Annotated in this window: 21 protein-coding genes and 1 tRNA gene; 13 read left to right on the top strand and 9 right to left on the bottom strand. The window is 51.3% G+C overall.

The genetic code is table 11. The annotated features are described in order from the left end of the window. Positions 1-192 precede the first annotated feature (192 nt). Positions 193-1956 carry a hypothetical protein gene (locus IPI29_11420; GenBank protein ID MBK7413153.1) on the top strand — a complete coding sequence of 588 codons (1764 nt, stop codon included), beginning with the start codon at positions 193-195 and terminating at the stop codon, positions 1954-1956. A 15-nt stretch (positions 1957-1971) separates the two neighbouring features. Next, entirely contained in the window at positions 1972-3993 is a 2022-nt protein-coding gene (locus tag IPI29_11415) for a hypothetical protein (GenBank protein MBK7413152.1), read from the top strand. A gap of 40 nt (positions 3994-4033) precedes the next feature. On the opposite strand, the gene IPI29_11410 is transcribed toward IPI29_11415, so the two are convergent. After that, positions 4034-4924 (bottom strand): hypothetical protein, encoded by an 891-nt coding sequence (locus IPI29_11410; GenBank protein ID MBK7413151.1) that lies wholly within the window; start codon positions 4922-4924, stop codon positions 4034-4036. Next, a complete protein-coding gene (locus tag IPI29_11405) occupies positions 4921-5469 on the bottom strand; it encodes an RNA polymerase sigma factor (protein MBK7413150.1) in 549 nt (182 codons plus the stop codon). Before IPI29_11405 ends, IPI29_11410 begins: the two co-directional genes overlap by 4 nt. Positions 5470-5594: 125 nt before the next feature. Here IPI29_11405 and IPI29_11400 point away from each other — a divergent pair, with 125 nt between their 5' ends. From IPI29_11400 to IPI29_11380, 5 genes are read left to right on the top strand one after another with little or no spacing between them, the layout of a single operon-like run. Continuing rightward, positions 5595-6374: a hypothetical protein gene (locus tag IPI29_11400; protein ID MBK7413149.1), complete on the top strand. Its 780-nt coding sequence runs from the start codon at positions 5595-5597 to the stop codon at positions 6372-6374. A 29-nt stretch (positions 6375-6403) separates the two neighbouring features. After that, positions 6404-7063, top strand: coding sequence for a hypothetical protein (locus IPI29_11395; protein MBK7413148.1), 660 nt, complete (start codon positions 6404-6406; stop codon positions 7061-7063). A 9-nt stretch (positions 7064-7072) separates the two neighbouring features. Then, positions 7073-8206: an FAD-binding oxidoreductase gene (locus tag IPI29_11390; GenBank protein MBK7413147.1), complete on the top strand. Its 1134-nt coding sequence runs from the start codon at positions 7073-7075 to the stop codon at positions 8204-8206. A 52-nt stretch (positions 8207-8258) separates the two neighbouring features. Beyond that, complete coding sequence (rlmN, locus tag IPI29_11385; protein MBK7413146.1) at positions 8259-9368, top strand: 23S rRNA (adenine(2503)-C(2))-methyltransferase RlmN; 1110 nt, start codon at positions 8259-8261, stop codon at positions 9366-9368. Then, the gene (locus IPI29_11380) at positions 9365-10312 is read left to right on the top strand and encodes a hypothetical protein (protein ID MBK7413145.1); all 948 of its coding nucleotides are present in this window, start codon (positions 9365-9367) and stop codon (positions 10310-10312) included. Before rlmN ends, IPI29_11380 begins: the two co-directional genes overlap by 4 nt. Positions 10313-10538: 226 nt before the next feature. On the opposite strand, the gene IPI29_11375 is transcribed toward IPI29_11380, so the two are convergent. Continuing rightward, the gene (locus IPI29_11375; GenBank protein ID MBK7413144.1) at positions 10539-11306 is read right to left on the bottom strand and encodes a hypothetical protein; all 768 of its coding nucleotides are present in this window, start codon (positions 11304-11306) and stop codon (positions 10539-10541) included. Between the two features lie 254 nt (positions 11307-11560). Here IPI29_11375 and IPI29_11370 point away from each other — a divergent pair, with 254 nt between their 5' ends. Next, the gene (locus tag IPI29_11370) at positions 11561-11797 is read left to right on the top strand and encodes a hypothetical protein (GenBank protein MBK7413143.1); all 237 of its coding nucleotides are present in this window, start codon (positions 11561-11563) and stop codon (positions 11795-11797) included. A gap of 64 nt (positions 11798-11861) precedes the next feature. Here IPI29_11370 and IPI29_11365 read toward each other — a convergent pair whose 3' ends face one another. Further along, the gene (locus IPI29_11365) at positions 11862-12290 is read right to left on the bottom strand and encodes a CoA-binding protein (GenBank protein MBK7413142.1); all 429 of its coding nucleotides are present in this window, start codon (positions 12288-12290) and stop codon (positions 11862-11864) included. Positions 12291-12294: 4 nt separating this feature from the next. Continuing rightward, positions 12295-12798, bottom strand: coding sequence for a GNAT family N-acetyltransferase (locus IPI29_11360; protein ID MBK7413141.1), 504 nt, complete (start codon positions 12796-12798; stop codon positions 12295-12297). 53 nt (positions 12799-12851) lie between these two features. On the opposite strand from IPI29_11360, the gene IPI29_11355 reads away from it, so the two are divergent. Together IPI29_11355 and IPI29_11350 are read left to right on the top strand one after the other, a co-directional pair. Next, positions 12852-13706, top strand: a complete 855-nt coding sequence (locus tag IPI29_11355) for an ion transporter (GenBank protein ID MBK7413140.1) — start codon at positions 12852-12854, stop codon at positions 13704-13706. A gap of 217 nt (positions 13707-13923) precedes the next feature. Beyond that, positions 13924-15060 (top strand): ATP-binding protein, encoded by a 1137-nt coding sequence (locus tag IPI29_11350; protein MBK7413139.1) that lies wholly within the window; start codon positions 13924-13926, stop codon positions 15058-15060. On the opposite strand, the gene IPI29_11345 is transcribed toward IPI29_11350, so the two are convergent. Beyond that, entirely contained in the window at positions 15057-16175 is a 1119-nt protein-coding gene (locus IPI29_11345; protein ID MBK7413138.1) for a hypothetical protein, read from the bottom strand. The two genes, IPI29_11350 and IPI29_11345, sit on opposite strands and share 4 nt — an antisense overlap. Before the next feature lie 111 nt (positions 16176-16286). On the opposite strand from IPI29_11345, the gene IPI29_11340 reads away from it, so the two are divergent. Further along, a complete protein-coding gene (locus tag IPI29_11340; GenBank protein MBK7413137.1) occupies positions 16287-18968 on the top strand; it encodes a T9SS type A sorting domain-containing protein in 2682 nt (893 codons plus the stop codon). Between the two features lie 52 nt (positions 18969-19020). Next, positions 19021-19641 (top strand): LysE family translocator, encoded by a 621-nt coding sequence (locus IPI29_11335; protein ID MBK7413136.1) that lies wholly within the window; start codon positions 19021-19023, stop codon positions 19639-19641. A 55-nt stretch (positions 19642-19696) separates the two neighbouring features. On the opposite strand, the gene IPI29_11330 is transcribed toward IPI29_11335, so the two are convergent. The 3 genes from IPI29_11330 to IPI29_11320 all read right to left on the bottom strand — a co-directional run bounded on the left by IPI29_11330 (position 19697) and on the right by IPI29_11320 (position 20624). Next, the gene (locus tag IPI29_11330) at positions 19697-20173 is read right to left on the bottom strand and encodes a hypothetical protein (protein MBK7413135.1); all 477 of its coding nucleotides are present in this window, start codon (positions 20171-20173) and stop codon (positions 19697-19699) included. Further along, the gene (locus IPI29_11325) at positions 20166-20381 is read right to left on the bottom strand and encodes a helix-turn-helix transcriptional regulator (protein MBK7413134.1); all 216 of its coding nucleotides are present in this window, start codon (positions 20379-20381) and stop codon (positions 20166-20168) included. The genes IPI29_11330 and IPI29_11325 overlap by 8 nt, the downstream gene beginning before the upstream one ends. A 170-nt stretch (positions 20382-20551) precedes the next feature. Beyond that, positions 20552-20624 (bottom strand) — tRNA-Phe (locus IPI29_11320). A 234-nt stretch (positions 20625-20858) separates the two neighbouring features. On the opposite strand from IPI29_11320, the gene IPI29_11315 reads away from it, so the two are divergent. Further along, positions 20859-21392 (top strand): hypothetical protein, encoded by a 534-nt coding sequence (locus IPI29_11315; protein MBK7413133.1) that lies wholly within the window; start codon positions 20859-20861, stop codon positions 21390-21392. Positions 21393-21411 lie beyond the last annotated feature (19 nt).

The raw sequence follows: 21411 nt of genomic DNA, 5'->3' as shown, positions 1-21411 counted from the left end.
TTACTGATGATAAATGACATCAAGCATGGGTTTTCCCTTTAATCCATAACCGGTCTTCGGTCATTAGTAACTAGTAATTAGTAACTAGTAATTAGTAACTAGTAATTAGTAACTAGTAATTAGTAACTAGTAATTAGTAACTAGTAATTAGTAACTCTTCGATGAGTTATGGGTTTCTCCTCAACCCTTCCTATGCAAAAACACCTAACCATTCTTTTCTTGATCCTGAGTGCGATCCCTGCCCTTGTAGAGGCGCAGCCGGGTCGTGTCATCAATGAGTCTATGAACTTTCCGCCGATGCCCGTTGGGACGCGGAAGGAGCTCGAGGTTCAGGTAAAGGGACTGTTAGGTACTGGTGAATTCCGAGTTGTTGACTCGTGCAATTCTCCGTTCACTATGAAGACGAAATCGCAGGATCTCACAATTCAAAACGGTGAGGTCCGGATACGGGTGGAGTTTGCGCCTACGGATCCCAAGGACTACCGCGAGGAGATCATCCTTGAGCGTTTTCCGGCAGTACAACCGCCAAACGATCAGATACGGCTTCGACTCTTTGGTACGGCATTCCGACTTGTCCGTAACGAGAAGATCGAGTTCGGCAACGTTCTCACCGGCGATTCCAACCGTCGTGTCGTTTTGATTCGAAAGGAACTTGCTGATGATTCTCGCTGGGAAGTCCTCGAGACAATGCCCCTGGATGAACCATTCCAGCTCATCAATCGCTCGCCTGTCCTCATTGGCGGCGATACCCTTGCATTCGTTTTTTCGTTCCAGCCAAAGACCACGGGGCGCTTTGTTGATTCCATTGGTTTGGAGCGAATCCATCGGCAGACCGAGAAGCCCCTTGACACCATCTTCGTCTATTTCTTAGGCAATGGTGTTCGGATGCCGGTAGAGAAGGCAACACTATTCAGCAACATGATGGTTGGTCAGGTCCGCAAGGATACGATCGCTGTTGAACTTGGGGCGCAGGTGCACTCACAAGAATTCAGCTACAGCATCCGACCAAAAGAGTCACAGAGTACAGTTACATCTACGCTTCTTCTCCAAAAGAATCCTACCAAGGAGAACAAGATCCTTGTAGAGGTAACGTGCGCTCCTACACAGTTCGGAGACGGACGTTTTGGCTTTGTTCTGTATCGTTCCGTTGCAGGACAAGATGCTCTCGACTCAACGAACATCGTGGTAAACCTGACGATGGTGCCACGTCCGGTAACTCTCTCCATGGGGTTTGTTGCCGATACGTTCTATCATCGGATCGGAGATACCGCAACGTTTGATGTTGTGGTGACCACAAATGACCCGATAGACGTACCATTGGCACTGGAGTCCTTTGTCTGTGACGTAACGTATAACCCAACAATGTTCGTGCCGTTGCTTCAGAGCGGACAGCAACGTGTGGTGGCAGATGACCGAACGATGCTTAAGGTTGGGAAGACGGGGCTCAATGGCTCCGTACTTATTGGCAGCAGCGGTCTGGTTGTGGGTCAGGCACGGGGCGTGATCGTTCTGGGTGATGCGGATCGCACGCCCCTTACCATCACCGAAGCCTCCATTACGGTCGGAAACGATGGCACTCGTAGGGTGGAACCGCGGTCGTCCCTGGTACTTGTCACCAATGTCTGGCGTTATCAGGATGGGCGTCCGCGATATGTGAACCCCATGCAGAGTACGCTTGTGGCCGATGTGGATCCCAATCCGGTTGTGACCCAATCCACGCTCAGGGTGGCAAATGTTCCGGTCCAGACCGGACGTCTGGACGTGATCGACGCCCTTGGCCAGGTCCGTGTTGACCTCACAACTCAGCTCCGAGCGGGCGTACGTGAGTTCTCGATCAGCTCCGGTGGGGCAGCAGATATCGCCCTTCCTGCGGGCTCGTATTATGCCCGACTCGTGGTTGAGGGGGCTTCCGGAAATACGATCAATAGCGTTGTTCGCCTATTCGTGGTGCAGTAGACCTATTTTGCACCGATGCCACGGTTCCTTTTTGTCCTCCTCATCATTGCTTCGGTCCGTATCGCTGCACAGGAAGCACCACTTCCCGTTGCATTCGATGCGCTTGGTGGCATTAGTGTAGTGGCTCCAAGCGGTACGTTCCGCTCTGTGTCCGGCATCCCGTCGCCCGGACAACTCACGTATGAACCTATGGGCGGTTCCATAGGCTGGTGGTTTGGTCTAGGTGCGGACCTCCCGGTCTTCAATGAACTACGAGGGGGCATTCGTTTCAACCTCTCTCATGCATCGCTAACCTATCAAGCCGGAGAGACTGTACCGATCGCAACGGAAGAAGGTGGGATCTATCTGGCTTCATTGGCACACGAACTCACCGGCTCATTTACGTTGCTCGAGATTCAGCCGTACCTCAGATTCGAACCTCTCTCATGGCTTAGCCTCCGACTAGGTGTTCCTGTTTCGTTCGCAGTATCAACAGACTATCTGCAGACAGTTCGCTTCTCTGACCCCGAGGGTCTGCCATTTGTTGATGGTTCCATTGAGCAAACAACAGGTGAAGGTGATATCCCAAACACAGCAGCTGTATTCGGACTGAGTTTGGGTGCGGAAGGCAAATTCCCGCTGACGTCGGAAGAGAACGTGTTCTTGGTTCCTCACGTTGGTTTCACAACAATGTTCAACTCCGTTAATGCAGACGGTGCATTCACAGCACAGAGTCTTACCGTTGGAGTTGGTGTACGCTACGTACTTGGTTCAACAACGGAGACTAAGACGGCAGATGTTGCACCACCCGCGCGTGAGAGACTTGTTACGGTTATTCGAGATACCACAGTAGACCTCAGTGCCCAGGTTCGCGAGCCGGTCACAACACTTGCATCAACGATAACCGACTCTCTGATCGACGGTTCTCTTGTACGAGTCACGGTTCGTGAGAGCTACCGTACGTTACTGCCAAAGCCCCCTTCCGTCCTTCGCGGATCATTACGACTAGCATTTGTTCATGAAGACGGATCTGTGAGTGATGATGCACGCTTGAGTGCACAACGAATTCGACTCGAGCGAACGGTGCCCTTCATGCCACTGGTGATATTCGATGATACATCGTCAACACTTCCACAACGCTATGTACAGCTCTCTGCATCTCAAGCGTCTACGTGGAAGGAAGCATCTGCACTTGTAGACGCAACAACGCATTGGCAATACAACGTTCTGAACATCATTGGGTTCCGACTGAGGGTCCATCCTTCTGCGGTCTGCACGTTGCTCACCTACGACGATGGTACGGAAGAAGGGAAGGGGCTTGCTGAACGTCGTTGTGAAGCCGTACGCGCCTACCTCACAGAGACATTCAACATCCCCGCACGCAGGCTGTCCGTTGAAGTGAAACGCGGTCAGGCTTCGCAACCGGCCTGGGTGATGTTTGTTGAACCTAGTCGATTGCTCGTCAAGCCCATCGCTGCATCCAACATTCAGAATGAAACACGGCTTCCGAGTGTTCGCGTGATGCCCGATGTTGTGAGCGAGGCAGGAATTGAGAAGTGGTCTGTGTCGATGTTCCAATCCGGACGAGCCGTTCGCACCTTTGCAGATACCGGAGCTGTTCCTCCGGCCATCCTCTGGAACATGAACGAGAACCTTGAAACAGATGCCGTTATGTCTCAACAGATCTTGGTAGAACTCAAGCTTCAGGACAAGGAGGGTGCAACCACAAAGAGCGAGCCTGGCCGTGTAGTGGTGCGTTCACAGTCGGTGACAGATGCAACGGGCGTACCTTCTCCGCGCGTTGAGGTCCTTCGTGTATTGCCCCCAGATTTCCTTGCAACACCAGATCGCGAGCTCTTCAACGGGGCTCCTGAGTTTACGACCATTGAATTCTATCCGGCAGCTGTGAGTGATGATGCAGAATACCTTCAATCATCAGCGCCTGTTATTCGCAAAGCCGTTAATGCCGATGTGTGGTTCCGTCGTGGACTGATGGCGCCTGAGAAAGACTTCTATCAGCGTGCAGAACTGTATATAAAAGCAGAACGGCGACCGTAGGGATCCGGACGCCGTTCTTTGAACACACATACCAGGGCAATTATCTCTTTCCGAGATCCTCAAGTGCTGAAGACCAACGGCTTGTATTCTTCTTTTGTGCGTCACCGATCTCGATAGCCCGGCGGAAGGCAGCAGCAGCACGTTGTTCATCACCTTCGGTGCTTGCTAGCAGACCGAGTTCGCCATTGGCATCCATTTCAAACTCTGCGAGCTTCAGTTGGCGTGCATGGCCGATCGCGGCCTCGAGATACTGTCGAGCTTCCGTTCCATGATCATCTTTACGAAGCTTGATACCGATCTGCAGTGCAAGCTGAGCGCAACGAACCTGATCGTTGGAACCCTTACACTTCTCGTACTCAGCGATGATCTGCTTCGTTACAGGATCAGGTTCGGAGGTGTTGGCATTGAGCTCAACACTGCTCGGTGTTGTCTCTGTTGAGATCATTGTAGGCTGCGGTCTCGCATTTGAACGCGTACCTACAGGTGCATGTTCAACCGTTGGTGCAGGGGCTGGCGTTGCAACTGTCTGAGCGTTTCCCGGTGAGGGTGCAGCTGAGATCATTGCTTTGGCGTGAGTTGTTGGCTCAGGTGACGGAGTAGACGCCAAGTAGATGGCACCGCCTCCGATCACAACGGCGGCTGTACCGCCCGCGATCCATGTCCAGGCATTCTGTGCTAGGCTTGTAAAGAACCCAGATGCAGTTGCACCTGCCGCTACCTTGGTGGCAATGGCGGATTCTACCGAGGCGAGGAACTCAACCGGATAGTGTACGCGTGGTGCTGCTGTTGTGAGGAGTTCCTCCACGGTCAGCATTTCGCGTACTTCGCTTGCGAATTCTGGCGACGCGGTCTTGCGTGCTTCGAACTCGAGTAGGCCATCTTCGCTCAAAGAGCGATCGAGGAAGCCGGCGAGTAGTTCTTGATTCGTCATCGTAGTTCGTCGATTATCGTGGACATAGATTGCTGGATCATTTTTTTGGCTCGGAACACTCTCACCTTTGCAAGTGAGACCGTTATATCCAATGCCTTTGCGATGTCTTCGTACGGCAGGTCTTCGAAATATTTCAACTCGAGAGCTTCTCTGAATTCCTGCGGTAGTGAACCGATGGCCTTGTGAAGGGCCTGTCGGAGAAGGAAGTCTTGACTGTGAGTTTCCTCTTCCTCTACCGGTAAGATGTCATCCGTAAGCTCCGTTGTGTGTTTCCGTCCGCGCAGTGCCTTAAGGCAGAAATTGCGAGCGATGGTGAACAACCAAGCAGCGAAGGATCCATCAGAGAATGACGACCGTTTGTCAAACACCGTCAATGAGATCGTTTGGAACATGTCTTGGGCATCGTCGTGAGAACCAAGAGCCCGAAGGCAATAGGCGTACACCCGTTTGTCATATCGTTTGAACAGCGTTCGGTAGGCTAGTTCATCATTGCCGTCCCGCACAAGTGCAAACAGCTCTTCGTCAGATAGGAGGGTATACGTCATGTCCGATCGTTCACAGTGACAAGGGGAAGAAACCCTGAGCCCCGTATGCGTTACAGGGCCATTTCCATTGTATTTTTGCAGGTCTACGAGAAAATACGTACAAAATCACCGGAGAGGGATTAATTATGAGATCCATTGTTCTCGGGTTTACGAGCTTGGTCTTTGCTGTGAATGCCTTTGCAATGAAGCCTGCAGTGAATGCCGTTGACTCAACTGTGCCGAAGGACTCAGTAGAGTTCGTTGCGGCTGAGCCGGCCAAGGAGCAGTATGTACTTCGTCTAGGTCCTACCCTAGGCATCGTCTCCGGTGGCATTGCCGTAGAGAACGCTGGTGGACGAGAGGTGAACCCGGATGTCTGGTTCATGCAGAACTATGGCGTGATGGTGTTTGCCCCATTCTCAACGGGATCCTCATTAGGTGGACGTCTCGATGTAGGTGTCACAACGGCCGGTACTCGTACTCGTCCCTATGAATTCTTCGACAGTGAAACGGATTGGAAGGGCTACATCATTGAGCGATACACCTATTTCTCTGTTGCTCCGCAGCTGAGCCTTTACGGCATCATGATCGGTGCAGGGTTCAACTTCCCGATGAAGGGCGAAATGTGGCATCCTGAGAGGTCTGATGAGGTGTACGTGGTCGATAAGAACACAATGAAGATGGCGATCGATGTACGTCTCGGTGGTGCCGTCAATCTCTGGAACTCGGGTCTTGGTATCCTTACCCTTGATTTTCTCGCCAAGTACTACCTAACTGGCGTATATGAAGACGGTATGTACACGAACGGCTATCCGGTAACGGCATTGGGTGCACCAAAGCCATCAACCACATCATCTGATGTGATCAATCTTACGCCCGTGACCGTTCATTTAGGCCTGAGCTACCAATTCAAGCTCGGATTCTGATCATTACACCACAACTCAAGGCAACAACAATGAAGATGATGACCATACTCTCGATATGCGTTCTTGCTCTTTTCGTGGCGTCGTGTGAAGACGGACCGAGCGGACCACACCCAGCACTTGAACTCAAGATCATCTATGATGCACCGCCGGTTACCGGGATCCAGGTTGAAGTAAGTGGCAGGATGATCTCGTCAGGACCTGTCGTGACCATGACGACCACTGCCATGCCACACGACTCGATCTTCACCTCAGAAATTCAGCTGGGTACGTCCCCGATCAATCTCAGCTCCATACCGGCTCTTCGCCTCGTATTCAAGACTCTTCCAACTGGACCGGGCACGTTTGCCTTCACGAGTGCAAGTGTTGTGATCGGCACCCTCGGTTACGTTCCGCAAAGTGATCAAGGGGCATTCGTGAGCATTGGAGGTAACCTCTATGCACCGATCAGCGGCTCTATCACCATTACGGATGTTCGTAAGGATGGCGACGTGATCACAGGATATAGTGGCTACGTGAATGGCCAGCTCCAAGCGATGTGGCCTCGTGGATTCACACCAACTACGTCACAGCCATACCCGCCGGGCTTCAGTATATCAAGCCCAACACTTGTAGGTGAAACACTCACCTTGCATAGTGCTGTATTCAAAACCCGCAGCTTCTCTCGCGTACGACCAACGAGTCCACAATAACAGCAACGTATGAGAAGCATTTGGGAATATGATTCGTGGCTGACGTATGACGTGGTCATCATCGGCGGCGGCATCATCGGGATCAACACTGCTATCGAATGTGCAACGCGCCACCCTGAGTGGCGCGTTCTGCTTTTGGAACGCAATCTGCTGCCAACAGGCGCTTCAACGCGCAATGCAGGTTTTGCTTGCGTTGGCTCGCTGAGCGAGATCGCATCGGACATCGACCTCATGGGCCGTGATGCTGCGCGCAATCTAGTCCAACAGCGTCTTGACGGACTCACACTTTTGCGCGAGCGCTGTGCAGGTCTCGATATTGGGTACACCGAGAACGGTGGCTCGGAGATCTTCCTTGAGGATCACTCCTCCTTGTTGCGACTTGATGAAGTGAACGATCTGTTGGCTCCGATCTTTGGATGTGCGACTTTCTCGCAGCGCAATGATCTCATTGCCGAGTATGGCTTGTCTTCATCGATATCAACGCTGATACATACGCCCTTCGAAGGAACACTACATTCGGGCAAACTGATAGCGGCATTGTGGGACTTGGCTGCTCGTGCCGGTGTTCACATCCGAACCGGAGCAGAGGTTGTATCCATGTTGGATACAGGTACTTCTGTAGAGCTTGTTGTTCGAACTACACATCAGGAACTGGAGATCACTGCCAGTCAGACAGTGATTGCCACCAACGCAATGATTCCGAGTCTCGTTCCCGATGCTACGCTACCGGAGATTCTCCCAGGAAGAGGTCAAGTGATCGTTACCAAGCCCCTTACCAACCTCAAACTCAAGGGGTCCTTCCATGCGGACGAGGGGTATTATTACTTCCGGTCCTTGGGCGATAGGGTCTTGTTAGGGGGCGGGCGGAATCTCGACTTCGAAGGGGAACGCACAACCTCGCATCAGACCACGGAGCACATTCAATCGGTGCTGGAGAACATGCTACGCACAGTGATCCTGCCAAATCACCCAGATCTGGAGATCGAGCACCGTTGGGCGGGCACAATGGCGTTCACAACAACAAAACAACCGTATGTTGGAAACGTCTCCCCACGTTGCGTTGTGGCATTCGGGTGCAACGGCATGGGCGTGGCGATATCGTCGAATGTGGCCAGGGAGAGTGCTAGAATGCTAATGTGCTAATGTGCTAATGTGCTAATGTGCTAATGTGTTAATGTGCTAATGAGAGAATGGAATGGCAAAAGCAAAGAGAGACATAGTTGACGGACCGATCGAGCTCAAGGGGCATCCTCTTAGTGAGCTTGAGAAGATGTTCGTTGATGCGGGTGAACGTAAGTATCGTGCACAGCAGGTCTATGACGGGATCTACATCCAACGTCTGGACAGTGTGCAGGAGATGGCGCTATTGCCGCAGGCGTTGCGTGAAAAACTTGGAAGTGAATATCGAACGCAGAGTGTGAAGTTGCAGACCGTTCAGGAGTCGGCGGATGGCACAAAGAAGTTCCTCTTTGAGCTTTGGGACGGACGTGCTGTTGAGAGTGTTCTCATTCCTAGTGAGATGGTGCCGGATGGTGAGCATCCTCGCAGACTTACGCTCTGTGTATCAACGCAGGTTGGCTGCAACCTTGGATGTGTGTTCTGTGCTACAGCGTCACTGAAACTTTCGCGGAATCTCACGTCGGGTGAGATCGTTGACCAATTCCTTCAGGCGCAGAAGTTCTCTTCGAAACCCATCACGAACATCGTCTTCATGGGAATGGGCGAGCCGATGAACAACTATGATGAGGTGATGCGTGCAACGCAGATCTTCACAGATCAACGTACGAAGATGGTTGCACCACGTCGCGTTACCATCTCCACAGCAGGTGTTGTTCCGGGTATCATTCGTATGGCCGATGAAGGTCAGATCATCAAGCTAGCAGTATCTCTGCATGCTACCGTGCAGGACGTGCGTGCCGAACTTATGCCGATCGCAAAGAAGCATCAGTTGCCGGAATTGATCGAGGCACTCGAGTATTACTATCGAAAGACTCGGAAGTCGGTGACGTATGAATACATCCTCTTCAATGGGATCAATGACAGTCTTGCCGATGTGAAACGCTTGGGTAAACTTGCCAGACGTATGCCAACGCGAGTGAATCTGATCCCCTTCCATGAGATCGACTTCGCATTGCCAGAGGGTTTTGATATGTCGCTCACGCCGTCAACGCCGGAGCAGTTCCAGTGGTTCGCTGATAGTTTGCGTGCCGAGGATGTGCAGGTGAACGTGCGGTCCTCTGCCGGACTCGACATCGATGCAGCTTGTGGTCAACTCGCATTTTCTAAAGAAGGGGCGGGCCAATGAGCCCCCTTCAACGATGGATCTCTATTGCTGTCCTTTTGGTAGCAGTTGTTGCTAGCGCTCCTGTATTGAAGGCACAGTCAGGAATGTCAGACGAAGCCTTGGAGCAATACGAATTCGATACGGAGCTCGAATACTACGTTCGACTTGTGAATGGAGATGTTGTCTCCGGTCCGGTCACAGAAACGTCCTCCGACTCCGCCGGTGCCTTCATCCGCATCAAGACACCATTTGGAAGGGCCAGACTCTACGCTGCAGAGATCTCGTGGATCGGCCTTCTCGAAGAATCCTATCGCGCACGCAACAGAGGATTGATCCTCCCAACAGCAGAGGCCATCAAAAAGGATCACTATCTCGCTCTTGTGGAAGGTGTGATGCCAACTCTTGGAGTGGGGATCGCAGACTTCGTAAGCATAACAGGCGGAAGAACCGTTATCCCCGGTATTGGTTGGCAGAACCAGTTTAGCACTGTGAATATCAAGGGCACGGTGTATGAGGGGAAGAACGGATTGGTTGAAGGGGGCAAGCAGATCTATGCATTCGGTGTGAACGGCTCGTGGATCAACGATGTAAACTTTATGGGTCACGTCTTCGGCGTTGCAACATTCACCGGCAAGCGTACGCGTGTGAGCACAATGATCCACGCAAAGGTTGCCGGCAAAGACTCCTACGTTGTAAGTGGCGGTTCGCTCTTTGACCCTTTTACATTCCCCTATGCCAACGGTACCATCGGCGTTGCCTTTATGATGGACGTGCGGTTCCCCGAAATGCATGACCTGCACTTCCTGGGAGAGCTGTGGAATGCCGATCTCACACGCCCATCGCAAAGTGCGCTCTTCCTCGGACTCCGTCAGTGCAACACTGCTATAACGTTCGACTTCGGATTAACGCTGCTGCCCGGTCCGAATGTAGCGCCCGCGCTGGCGGTTGCGTGGACCCCTTGGTGAATAGAGAATAGCGAATAGAGAATAGCGAATAGCGAATAGAGAAGGTCATGCCGAGCGTAGTCGAGGCACAGAACAGCGAACAGCGAACAGCGAACAGCGAACAGCGAACAGCGAACACAGAACAGCGAACAGCGAACACAGAACAGCGAACAGCGAACACAGAATGAATTCTGTAGCCCATGACGAAGTCATGGGGTCATGGGGCTATGGGAATAATAATGGCGATTTAAAGCGATGGCGGAGCGATCGTGATCGGAATCTCCTTGCCGGCTTTATCAAAGATGTGGACGCCAACGAGGCCGTATTTGTGGTTGGTGACCCAGATGATCTTTGAGAGAAGAGGATCGTTTTCCTGGACCTGTTCGGTCTTGAAGACCTTGAGTCTCCAGAAGATCACTTCGTAGTCGTCCTCTGTTGAGTGATAGACAACCTTTCGAGTGATCTTTACACCATCGGAACGTGTGAAGGACCAGCTATCTCCCACGTTCATGTTGTATTTGATGATCGTGAAGGGTTTGGATTCATCTCCCTTGGAGGCAACAAAGTCTTGGATGCCCTCGGAGGTAACACGGAACTTTGGTTCTGCATGGATGATCATGCGATCCTTGTTGGTGGTATCCAGGGTAGCCCCATACTGAGCGAGGTAGGTGTCGATCAGGGACTTCTTTGCGTTGTCGGGGAGTATTGTAGTTCCGAGCATGGTGTCCAGCCGGAGCGTGAAAGCTGTGTCAAAGGTCACATTGAAATCCACTACCACCACACCGTTGTTGCGAGATTTGATGATGATGCTATCACGTGGGACCATATCATATGGCAACCAATCACCAAGATCGGGATAGGCTGAATGTCGTGCCCCGGGTTTGGTGTCTTCGAGCTCAGTATTGCCCCCTACCGGATCATTGGGATCTGCTGGATCTGATTCTGTCAGCCCACACGAACCGATCAAAACAGACACAGTTAGCGTCAGGAAGGCGGAAGCGAAGATGCGTTTCATGGTGGACTCCTAGATGTCTACTGTAATCTAGGGGGTTGGGAGGGGGCAGACTATGACGAAAGTCATGAACAGCGAATAGCGAACAGCGAACAGCGAATAGCGAATAGCGAATAGCGAATAGCGAATAGCGAATAGCGAATGTCATGCCGAGCGTAGTCGAGGCAGCGAAGAGCGAATGAAGTCAGTAGCCCATGACGTAGTCATGGGACAATTAAAAGCGAAACTCTTTGAGTGGGATAAACGTTAGGGCGCTCATGAATACTACATTTGCCCGCATACTCTACAGCGGATTTCTGCTGTTCACCGTGTACCACATCTTCATTGCGCATGACGTAATGACAGCCGCATCCAACCTTGGCATCGCACTGATCTTTGACCCATTTGATCAGGCCGTAACCTGGAACAACCGTCCGATGTGGCAGCGCGCATGGCTGATCGTACACCTGATCGTCATGTTCAGCCTCTTTGGTTACGCAATCTTCCAAAGCTAGTTGCAGAGAACAGCGAACAGCGAACAGAGAATGAAGTCAGTAGCCCATGACGTAGTCATGGGACCTAGAAGGTATGCGCATAATGCTGAATAACATAGATGCAACTATCCTCGATATACGTGATACCTGCAGCAGCGCATTTGGAGGCGCCGTGTTTGCTCGTGATACCTTGTTGAAGCCAGATGCAGGACACGTCTCCATGGCTTGATCGGCGTTTGATAGCTTCATCGATAATGGCGTCTGTATCCTCTGACGGACGAAAGACATTGACGATATCGATGGTGAAGGGGACGTCTGAAAGTGTTTCCACCACCGACACGTTCTCCACGGCAGGTGTGGCGAATGGATTGACGCCGATGACGTTGTATCCTGCATTGGCCATGAACAACGGGATATCGTGTGCGGACTTGCCGGGACTGCGCGAAAGTCCTACCACGGCGATGTTCTTTGCTGCCCGCAGTGTTTCTATTGCTAGGGTGAGTTCTGGTGTCATTGGATCAGATGAGCGTGCGTAGCATTACCACGCTCTCATAGTTTGTAAATGGTCGCCAATCACACGTACCAACAACTGCATAGCCCCATCGCTTGTACATTGCAATGAGATGTTCTGCTGCATTGGCAGTGTCGAGTGCAACACGTGTTGCACCCTTTTGCATTGCATGAGTCACCGCATGGTCATGCAAGGCGCGACCTATGCCCTTGCCTGCATGTTCGGGGAGTACAGCGAACTGATTCAAGATCCACGTGGTTGGGTGACGATAGAATTCCACCTCGGACTCCGGGTCCGGCGGACGGATCGTTACCGTGCCAACGATCACACCATCGAGTACGGCTACAAACCCAGCCCCCTTGTTGAGTCGGTCTAGGGTGTCTTTTGCGGACTGGTGCGTTCCCCAAAACCGAAGTCCATTCACGGCAAGTACGGCGTAGCCTTTGTGAATGACGTCTGTGATACGCTCTATGTCATCGTCATCATGAAAGGGGCGGATCAAATCCATCATGAGAATTAGGGTATTTTTCGGGTGGGCACATGTACACTTGGGAGTACCAAACTATGACATCACGATCTCGTTTCTCAGCATTCCGCGATGCCGTCAATGCGCAGGAGAGCAACCCCCTCGACACGGTTGTCATCGTTCTCATTCTGCTCTCCGCCGTGGTGGTGGGGTTGGAGACCGTGCCGAGTATCTACAATGCGGTGCCGGGACTCTTTGCGTGGCTTGACCTCTTGATCGTGGTTGCCTTTGGACTCGAGATCGGAATCAAGATGGCCTTTCGCTGGCCACGTCCATGGGACTATCTCAAGGATGCTTGGCACATCTTTGATGTAGTGATCTTTGTTCTGACGTTGTTGCCATACGTTGTCTATGATGAGCAGGGGGCGCTCGGAGCAACACTTGCGCTTCGTGCATTGCGCCTTGCCCGCTCCTTCCGAGCCTTGCGTGTGTTACGGCTGGCCACGGAACTCAAGGGTGTACGAGTGGTGATCGAGACCCTGTTGCGTTCCATCCCCCAGCTGACGGTTGTGGCCATTCTGCTTGGATGTATCGTCTACACCTATGCGGTGATGGGCTATAACCTCTTCCATACCAATGATCCCGAGAACTTTGGTACGCTTGGACTGAGTCTGTTGGCGATGTGTCAGTGTGCCGTTGGTGACTTTGCCGAGATCATGCACACACAGATGAACGCACCTGAGGGATATCCCATCCTCTCACCTCTCTTCTTCCTGTCCTTTGTCCTCATAGCCGGTCTCACCATCTTGAACTTCTTTGTGGGCACCATCCTCTCCGAGTTGGAGTCCGTGCGCGAAGAAGAATCCGAGCAAACCACAGACATCCAGCAAATGCAGGAGCAACTCCGCCAGATGCAAGAAACGCTCGTCAGGATCGAAAAACGAGGGGTGTAGGATACACTCCGGGAGAGTAAGACACCGGGAGTGACTCCGGGAGAGTATGGCGCCGGGAGTGACTCCGGGAGAGTAAGACGCCGGGAGCGACTCCGGGAGAGTAACACGCCGGGAGCGACTCCGGGAGAGTAAGACACCGGGAGTGATTTGTCGCAAAATGGCATCAGAGTTGCCATAATGCATTGCAAAATGGCATCAGAGTTGCCATATTGCGACCATGCCAATGATGAAACAACGGATATTGAAGCCCCCTACCGGCAGCTTTTTCTTGCTTGGTCCACGAGGAACTGGTAAGTCCGTATGGGTACGAAGCACGTTTCCAGACGCAATGTTCATTGACCTGCTCGACCCGGAAGTGTATCGTCTGTATGCGGCCAGACCTGAGCGGCTGAGAGAAAGAATCGCAGCAGAGCCGCACGTGCAAACCGTGGTGATCGATGAGATCCAGAAGTTGCCGGTCTTGCTAGAAGTAGTCCATCAAGTGATCTCATCGGGCCCACCGATCAGATTTGTCCTAACCGGTTCCAGCGCTCGGAAACTGAGAAGAGGAAACGTGAATCTGCTTGGAGGTAGAGCATCGCAGGTCTCGATGCATCCGTATTTGGCCTCAGAGATGGGTGACACCTTTGCATTGGAATCTGCGCTGGAGAATGGTCTTGTTCCCATCGTTGTTGAGTCTGATTCACCATCAGAGACACTTCGAGCATACACATCGCTGTACATCAAGGAAGAGGTGTTTGCAGAAGGCCTGGTTCGAAACACAGAACACTTCTCCCGCTTTTTGGAGGCGATCAGTTTCTCACATGGTGAGGTGTTGACGATCTCGAATGTTGCGAGCGAGTGTGGTGTAAGCAGAAAGACCGTTGAGAACTACATACAGATCATGGAAGATCTCATGTTGGCATATCGTGTACCGGTGTTTACTCGGCATGCAAAACGAGAGTTGGTGGGTCACCCCAAGTTCTACTTCTTTGATACCGGCGTGTTTCGGTCTCTGCGTCCTGTAGGTCCACTAGATGATCGGTCGGCGATAGGTGGACATGCTCTTGAAGGGCTTGTTGCCCAACATCTCCGCGCCGCATGCGACTATGCAGCCGATGGTAGGCAGCTCTATTATTGGCGCACTCGTACTGGTATTGAAGTTGACTTTATTGTGTATGGACCAGATACTCTTGAAGCATACGAAGTAAAAAGCACCGACGTGGTACGTGATGCAGATCTGAAGGCCCTACGAGCCTTTGTTGAGGAATACCCAGGTACCACAGCAACATTACTCTACCGCGGCAGGGAACGCCTTGTTCGACATGGGATAACGATCGTTCCGATAGAGCAATGGATGGAGAGCGTCGCTTAGTCCATCTTCATGGCAACAGTTGTTCTGGCAACGCCGGATGACGTAACGTCAACTTCTACCTTGCGCATAGAGAGAACATGAACAAGTTCATCGATCTGTTCTGTGAGATGTCCGGGTACACGCTCTATACGAACACGTGTAGGTGCAGAGCCCCCTTCGAACATCTCTGATATCACAGTCCGAAGTGCAGTTTCCGAGGACGCTGGGTCTTCGTAGATCGAAAAACCAAAGATCTGCTCGCCATTCTTTGACGTAGTGATGCCGTTTAGTCTGCAATGGTGGGTTCGTATGTCTGTATCAAGCAATGAGAGGGTGTTGACCGATACGTTGCATCGAATGAATGTACGAGGCTGAACGTCCTTGCAGCATCGAAACTGCATGGTGGCAGTCTCTTGTGGAAGGGTGTTTTGCGAGGCATTGTCGAAGACAAGGCTTCCAATCATCACGTCCCGACAGTTCAAAATGTTGAGGTAGATGAAGGACGTGCTTGAACATGTAAGGTCCATCTCAACACTTCGCACGATGGTCCGTGGAGTTGCGCGATACTTCCGCACGGTTCCATTGCTGGCACGGAAAAAGGTAAGTGTTGTGTCTTCCTTGGTGAGTCCAAATTCATCAGCGCCGGTATTGATCCCATCGCCGTAGTTATAGGGAGATAGCCATTTGTATTCATCGATGATTGCGTAGTAGTGAAGGGGCGAGTAGTACACATCCACACCGCCGAGTCCGGGTAGTGAATTCGATGCCAGGTACATTGTATCACTCGTTTGATTAAAGGCCGTATCCGAACGGTAGAACTCTATACCGTCCACTTCATACATCGTCAGCTTCGGCAATGACCTTGCCTTGACATGTGCGGCATCTTCAAAGATCTCGACCACATCCCACATCGAACAACACGCATCCCACAGCTCTACCTGTTGCGCCCCATGCTCTTGATCCACGCGCAGGTTGGGAATGGAATGCAACACCTCTTGACGGATGCTATCTCGCACCGACTGTTCAGTAGCCGCCCCATAGGCCACACGCAGTCGATACAGGTTCACCGCTTGCTGCTCTGCGGTTGGGCCATCGGCAGCAAGAGTGAGGAAGGAGGCGATGAGGAGGGAGAGCATGGATAACCATGTTATTTAGGAGGTAGGTTCCTAAAATACAAGGATGGGCATCACACCAATCCCTTATGGTGCTGCTACATGGACTTCGCGTTGTTTACGTTACTTTTACTCGTGATCCGCATTCTGCTGATATCGCTAGTGCTTCTGGTCCAGACGCCTTTTGTTGTCTCGGCGCAGCTTATTGTGCATGATGTGCATTTCTATGTGCGCCCGCTGAGTGCAGATTCAAACCTATCCTTCACCAAGAGGCTCTCGTCAGATGAGTTTCGTGAGCGACTTGCAGGCGATATAAGGCTCGATGCGATACAATTAAGGGTGATAATCAAATGTACGAGCGAAACACCGATCGACACTACTCGAGTTCGCTATCGTATCACAAATGATGCAACTGGTAAAATTGTCTATAACACGAGTAGGTGGATCACGCTTGAAGCGTTACAAGACACTCTGAACTCTGGCATGAGCCTTTGTGATTCAAATGGTAGAGCTGTTCCTTTAACAACCCGCACGTATGCTATGGCTCCTGATGAATTCGTTATTGTCAGGATGCCGCCATTCGAACCTGCAGAGTTTCTCGATGACGTCATTGGTAGACTGTCATTCGATGCAATTGCACTTGATGCCAAGGACACAGTTCGCCACCTTGCATACAAGGTGAGGAGACTGTCTAGATTTACATTCCCGGATCTGTCTCCGTACACGTCATCGTTGAGCATAATGAGATCGTCAGGAGCCATAATCCCTTCACCTGTGATGTTTGTCAATGGCGGGACAACTGTCTCCTCGTTTGAGAAGACTGGTCAAACGTTGCATCGTAACACCAAATATGAGCACGTATCGAATTCGGACTCGCTTCTAAACCCCGTTATCCGTTTCGATCGGCGAAATGAACAAGGAGCCCCGTATCAAGGGGTTGTTACTGGCGACACTCTCACTTCCTTCCCGATTAACCTTTCACGTTTATCATCGGCTACGCTTTCGATCTCTGCACGCCGCGCATATCCGCATGGGTTAACACACCGACGATGGATGAACGACACGCTGTATGGTCCGGAGCCAACATCAATGTGGGAGAACATTGAATATCCCGGTGACAGTCTTGTTGTCGTGCTTCTCAAGCCATCACCGGATCAACTCAATGGCATTATCAACACCGTTGATTCAAACTGGATTGAACAACCGGTAATGAAAACCGCGTTGGCCATGCGAGAGCCTAACTATCAGGATCGGTTTGATGTGTTCACAATTCCAATCCCCGACTCGATACTCAAGAGTCCTAATGATGGGGCTCGCAATTTCCGATTTCGCATTATGCTGAAGGCAACTGCACGAACTGCCTACGATGACGATGATCCATGGGACGTAGATCGGATAGATGTCCTTGTTGATGATCAACGAGATCTCAGCATCAGTGATGTTGAAGTGCCCCTTGCCTATAGCGTTATTCCATACAAACAAGCGGCATTGGCTCCACTGCGAGTACGGTTGGTGAATCATACGCAAAACCAGCATCGCAGAGTGCGATTGCGGGTAGAGGCATACTCAGTTCGGGACACCTTGAAACGCACTGTCATCGAACGCTTCGTTGACTCCTTCAATGGTCTTGAACAACGCACGATCGATATGCCACCATTCAACCTTTCTGCGGTGACAACATCCGATAGCGATACCGTGATCCTCAAGGCAATGATCTACGAGGGGAATGACACATCGTATGTAGACGAGGTGATACACAACAATACCATCTACAGAAAACTACCCGTCCACCTTAGTAGAAGCCTTGCCTACGACAACTACGAATCAGAGGGGCATCACGTTGTTGCTCAGGAAGCAGGTCGGGCAAACAGCTTTGGTCTGCGTGCGCCGGGTGGGAATCGGAATGACGATTCTATTTCTCGATACGGAGGTACAGATTCACCAGCAAACACTGAGCCTGGTGGTGTCTCGATGTCGTTTACGGTGAGTCAGCGCGACACGATCTTCGGCTACCAATTCGCCTTCGATAGAGATGAGCCACGTCAGGCAACTTGTTTTGTGACCCTCGTACGATTCGTACAAAGTTCATATCAGCAGATCACCGATGCTTCGTTAACACTACAACCTGGTCGCGACGATTCTGGTGTTGTGACTGATACAATCGGCACGTATTCACTTCCTGTACCAATTGCTCTAGAGCCAGGTACCTATAAGCTCACCCTACATCAAGTCACGCATGAAGGTCTCAATCTTTGCGCCACATCAGCACGGGCTGGAGTAGTAGTGCAGACGGCCATTGACAGAGATCCGGAGCTTGGTGCAGAGATCATTGCCGACCCAAGTTGGTTCGTTGATACTGCACAACCATCTTTTCCATTCCGATACGAAAGCACTACAGCGACTGGTCGAATCTTTGTTGGTGACCATGCCTACCGCAGCTACACATATGGAGACTTTGGCGGAAGGGTCAACGCAGCGTTCACATTCAGAAGAGGGACATTCGTTCCCGTGATGCGTGTTATTCTTGGACATCGCTCAGACTCCATTCCAACCTCTGTTGATGCCGTAGCGGTGGCGAACAATGCGCCCCTTATCTCACAATATCCAAACCCAGCATCCTCAGTACTCACTACTTCTGTGATAGGGGGCGGAGAGATTGATGTGAGCATCATTACCATGCAAGGCGAACGTATTATCAGTCAGAGAATACGATCAACTGCAGACATTGATGTGTCGATGCTTGCATCGGGTCAATACCTCATCCATGCAAGTGATGGTCGTAGGTCACATACGCAGACATTCTGTGTGATGCGGTGAGGGATGGTGATGGTTGATGTCCATGTGTTTGAAAAAGTACTACCTTAAAGCCATGGACACAAGCATGTTGCTAGAGGGTGCTATCATTGGTTTGCTGATCGCTGCCCCAGTGGGGTCGATCGGCGTACTTTGCATAAAGAGAAGTCTTGCTAATGGACCAATCGCGGGATTCGCTACAGGGTTAGGGGCTGCCACAGCTGATGCCTGTTATGGGGCGATCGCTGCATTTGGCTTGACCTTTGTTTCAGAGTTTATCACCGGGCATCAAACCGCGATACAGGTACTTGGTATTCTCTTCCTTACCTACTTGGGCGTAACGACCTTCTCAGAAGCACCGTCGCTTGAAGAACAACGTAACGCTAGTGGGAGGGGTTTGCTCGTTGTTTACGCTACTACCGTTCTCCTCACGCTGACGAACCCGGCAACGATCGTCTCATTTGCAGCCATCTTCGCGGGCTTCGGGATCACAACGTCAACATCATATATAGGCGCTGTCCTGCTGGTTGCCGGCGTGTTTATCGGATCTGCTTTTTGGTGGCTTATCCTAAGCAACGGCGTTGGCCTTCTACGAACCAGAGTTAATCACAATGTCCTGGTGTGGGTAAACAGGATCTCTGGGATCGTGATCCTTGGTTTTGCCATTGCATTGTCAATACGACTAGCGTTTAGTTGAGAGTTCGTGAATGCATTGACTACGGGCTGGTTACGTGATCTATTAATTCCTCTACTCATCCAGCGATCGCCTTACGCCATCTCCGGAAGTGTATCACGCCAAATGCTGCGGCAATGAACAGTCCCGGAAGGCCGGTTGTGAGGTCATCGCTTCCCATTGCCAAGTACTGTAGGATCGAGATATACACTCCCATGCTAATGCCTGCCGTGACAGACTTAGCAATGACGACGGATCTTGGCAATCGAAGTTCTTCAAGAAGTTCTTCTTCTCCCGTTAGCACACCATAATATGCGAGAATGCTCTCGTAAGTGACGAAGATGGCTATCAATACAAAGGCAAGCGTTAAGGTAACTGTATGCCAGGCTTCGCTTTCTGAAATGTATCGGCCGTAAAGAGCAATCAGGAGAGCTAAGACTGCTACTATCAACATTGTCCGAAAAGCTGCTCTGTGACGCAGCGTCTGCAGCACTTCGTCACCTTTTGCCGTCCGCGCTAACTGATCATCAAAGACATCATATAGCCAGCTAGTCATGGGTTCCTCTCAGAATGAAGATCGACTCTATTGAACAATCCAGCTCGAGCGCGATAAGCAGAGCAAGTTTGATTGAAGGGGAGATCGAGCCGTTCTCTATGTAATTGATGGACTGGCGACTCACGCCAATGCGCTGAGCAAGCTCACCCTGAGTCAACCCCTTTTCCTTCCGGTGCTCTCGCACAGAACAGATCAATTCGAATGCCATTGTCAAATATAGTTGACATTTTTTGGAATGCAAAAGGGATGGCAATTTTTACAGAAAACAGGGAAAACAACCTAGAAACAACGAAAAAGCCCCTTACGCTGAAAGTGCTGTAAGAGGCTGAATCTTAGGATATTTAGCGGAATTACGGGAAACCGTGAGAAACCGCGGGGTGGTCAGGGAGGGAGTTGAACCCCCGACACATGGATTTTCAGTCCATTGCTCTACCAACTGAGCTACCTGACCAGAAGGGCTACAAGTATACGAAAAAGGTGCTCAATGAATATGCGCAGTATCCTGCGTGAATTTGGGCAGTATCCTGCGTAAAAGCGTTCGGAGAGGCGGAAGTGGTTAGTTACCAATGGGTTGCCGTTGGATAGTATCTGCGGTCGTACTTTCGCCACATCATGACGTTTGTCATTGATGCTCGGGGGAAGGGGCTCTAGGTTGCAGTGGTTGAAACCCAAACGTGAGGCTGGAATGAGAACTTCACTGGTACGACTCCTTTCGTGGGCTATGAGCATCGGAGCCTTGATGTCCGTCGCCGGATCTTCCTTGTCTGCCCAAACAACGGGCAAGACCTTTGGGAACGATGTCTCGTTCGTTACGCCCCCTAACCTCAGATTGTTATCGAATGATTCCATCAATGGGAAACCGGCGTTCGATTTCTTCTTGCTGGTGAAGGCGAAACTCAATGGTATTTATGACATCAGTGGTGGACTCCAGAACTACGAAACGTTCAATGTTGGACAGATCGATGTGTGGGGCACCAACAATGAGAATCGCTTCTGGATGGATATGCATCAAACGCAGATCCGACTGCGCGGACAACGTGAGACAGAAGCGGGAACGTTGATCGGATACGTGGAAGGCGACTTCTGGGGCGGGAATAAACATTTCCGACTTCGCCACGCATGGGTGGACTTCAAGTTCATTCACTTCGGTCAAGACTGGAGCTTCTTTGGCGATAAAGATATCTGGCCTAATGTGCTGGATTGGGACGGCCCCCCGTAAGGTGTATGGCGCAGAGCAC

It is taken from the genome of Ignavibacteria bacterium, from assembly GCA_016707005.1.
Lineage (GTDB): Bacteria > Bacteroidota > Ignavibacteria > Kapaibacteriales > Kapaibacteriaceae > UBA10438.
This window is presented reverse-complemented; position numbering and strand designations above follow the sequence as displayed.

Bases quoted from the DNA above. Each gene is read 5' to 3' on its own strand.
- IPI29_11420 (MBK7413153.1), top strand. From the start codon at position 193: ATGCAAAAACACCTAACCATTCTTTTCTTGATCCTGAGTGCGATCCCT.
- IPI29_11415 (MBK7413152.1), top strand. From the start codon at position 1,972: ATGCCACGGTTCCTTTTTGTCCTCCTCATCATTGCTTCGGTCCGTATC.
- IPI29_11410 (MBK7413151.1), bottom strand. From the start codon at position 4,924: ATGACGAATCAAGAACTACTCGCCGGCTTCCTCGATCGCTCTTTGAGC.
- IPI29_11405 (MBK7413150.1), bottom strand. From the start codon at position 5,469: ATGACGTATACCCTCCTATCTGACGAAGAGCTGTTTGCACTTGTGCGG.
- IPI29_11400 (MBK7413149.1), top strand. From the start codon at position 5,595: ATGAGATCCATTGTTCTCGGGTTTACGAGCTTGGTCTTTGCTGTGAAT.
- IPI29_11395 (MBK7413148.1), top strand. From the start codon at position 6,404: ATGAAGATGATGACCATACTCTCGATATGCGTTCTTGCTCTTTTCGTG.
- IPI29_11390 (MBK7413147.1), top strand. From the start codon at position 7,073: ATGAGAAGCATTTGGGAATATGATTCGTGGCTGACGTATGACGTGGTC.
- rlmN (MBK7413146.1), top strand. From the start codon at position 8,259: ATGGCAAAAGCAAAGAGAGACATAGTTGACGGACCGATCGAGCTCAAG.
- IPI29_11380 (MBK7413145.1), top strand. From the start codon at position 9,365: ATGAGCCCCCTTCAACGATGGATCTCTATTGCTGTCCTTTTGGTAGCA.
- IPI29_11375 (MBK7413144.1), bottom strand. From the start codon at position 11,306: ATGAAACGCATCTTCGCTTCCGCCTTCCTGACGCTAACTGTGTCTGTT.
- IPI29_11370 (MBK7413143.1), top strand. From the start codon at position 11,561: ATGAATACTACATTTGCCCGCATACTCTACAGCGGATTTCTGCTGTTC.
- IPI29_11365 (MBK7413142.1), bottom strand. From the start codon at position 12,290: ATGACACCAGAACTCACCCTAGCAATAGAAACACTGCGGGCAGCAAAG.
- IPI29_11360 (MBK7413141.1), bottom strand. From the start codon at position 12,798: ATGATGGATTTGATCCGCCCCTTTCATGATGACGATGACATAGAGCGT.
- IPI29_11355 (MBK7413140.1), top strand. From the start codon at position 12,852: ATGACATCACGATCTCGTTTCTCAGCATTCCGCGATGCCGTCAATGCG.
- IPI29_11350 (MBK7413139.1), top strand. From the start codon at position 13,924: ATGCCAATGATGAAACAACGGATATTGAAGCCCCCTACCGGCAGCTTT.
- IPI29_11345 (MBK7413138.1), bottom strand. From the start codon at position 16,175: ATGCTCTCCCTCCTCATCGCCTCCTTCCTCACTCTTGCTGCCGATGGC.
- IPI29_11335 (MBK7413136.1), top strand. From the start codon at position 19,021: ATGGACACAAGCATGTTGCTAGAGGGTGCTATCATTGGTTTGCTGATC.
- IPI29_11330 (MBK7413135.1), bottom strand. From the start codon at position 20,173: ATGACTAGCTGGCTATATGATGTCTTTGATGATCAGTTAGCGCGGACG.
- IPI29_11325 (MBK7413134.1), bottom strand. From the start codon at position 20,381: ATGGCATTCGAATTGATCTGTTCTGTGCGAGAGCACCGGAAGGAAAAG.
- IPI29_11315 (MBK7413133.1), top strand. From the start codon at position 20,859: ATGAGAACTTCACTGGTACGACTCCTTTCGTGGGCTATGAGCATCGGA.